Below are 411 nucleotides of genomic sequence, written 5' to 3'. Positions count from 1 at the left end.
CAGCCCCTTGAGCTCGGCCGTCTCTATATAGGCCGACTGCATGACGTTCAGGATCGCGGCGCGCGTCATACGCATCATGTGGGCGAGCACGACGAGCGTGAGCACCGTCGCAGGGAGGGCGATGGCCTCCATGCGCTCCAGGAACGGCATGCCAACGTAGACAGTGGAGATACCCGGAAGCCACTGCAGCTTCACGGCGAAGAAATAAACCAGGAGGTAGCCGATGAAGAATTCGGGAAGCGAGGTTGAGGTAAGCGCGAAGCCGGAGATCAGCTTGTCAATTACGCCGTTGCGATAGCGCACCGCCAGCAGCCCGAGGACGATAGCGAGCGGGACAGCCACAGTCGCCGCGCAGAAGGCCAGAAAGAGTGTATTCCACAGCCGGGGCAGCAACGTCGCGGTAATCTCCTG

Annotated in this window: 1 protein-coding gene; it reads right to left on the bottom strand. The window is 61.1% G+C overall.

The annotated features are described in order from the left end of the window. A partial coding sequence (locus tag EN750_RS38910) for an ABC transporter permease (protein WP_145968417.1) occupies positions 1–411 on the bottom strand: 411 nt, incomplete at both ends.

The organism is Mesorhizobium sp. M7A.F.Ca.ET.027.03.2.1, assembly GCF_003999175.1.
GTDB lineage: Bacteria > Pseudomonadota > Alphaproteobacteria > Rhizobiales > Rhizobiaceae > Mesorhizobium.
Note: the sequence above shows the minus strand (reverse complement) of the source record. Positions and strands in the feature narration are given on the sequence as shown.